Origin of the sequence: Brenneria izbisi (genome assembly GCF_025840185.1) — a bacterium.
In the GTDB taxonomy this organism is placed as follows: Bacteria; Pseudomonadota; Gammaproteobacteria; order Enterobacterales; family Enterobacteriaceae; genus Brenneria; species Brenneria izbisi.
The window spans coordinates 1-607 of record NZ_JAMPJU010000046.1; the positions used below are offsets into that span (position 1 = coordinate 1).

A 607-nucleotide genomic window follows, 5' to 3' on the forward strand; every position below is an offset into this window, starting at 1 on the left:
CAGGTTTATCCCGTTTCAGTCGTTTTTTCGGCTTGATCCGCATGTTAAGCGACAACCCGCAATAAATCCGGTACACCCTTTTATGGTTAAACCGGAAACCTTTTACGTTACGCAGATACAGAAAACACAGGCCAAATCCCCAGTTACGCTGACTGTCAGTGATACGGAGCAGCCAGTCGGCGATGACGTCATTTTCTTCATTTCGTTGCGGCTGGTAGCGATAGCAACTTTCGCTGACAACAAACAGCCGGCAGGCAAAGCGCACGCTGACGTTTCGGCTCCTGACGACTTCTTGCGCCATCTGCTTTCGACGCGATGGCTTCACCACTTTTTTGCCATGGCTTCCTGAATAATTTCTGCCTTGAGACGCTCTTCAGCATACATTTTTTTGAGGCGACGGTTTTCCTCTTCTAGTTCTTTGAGGCGGGTCATCATGGAAGCATCCATCCCGCCAAAGCGTGAACGCCACTTATAGAAACTGGCGTTGCTCATGCCATGCTCGCGGCACAGTTCGGCCAGCGGCGTTCCCGCCTCGGCTTGCTTCAGGATGGACATGATCTGGCTGTCAGTGAAACGTGATTTTTTCATAGAGATCTCCCCGGTTCAG

The 607-nt window shown here is 50.9% G+C and carries 1 pseudogene; it reads right to left on the reverse strand.

Features of this window, described 5'->3' with window-relative positions:
• Positions 1-588 (reverse strand): annotated as a pseudogene (locus NC856_RS17675) (transposase); the annotation flags it as partial.
• Positions 589-607: the final 19 nt, after the last annotated feature.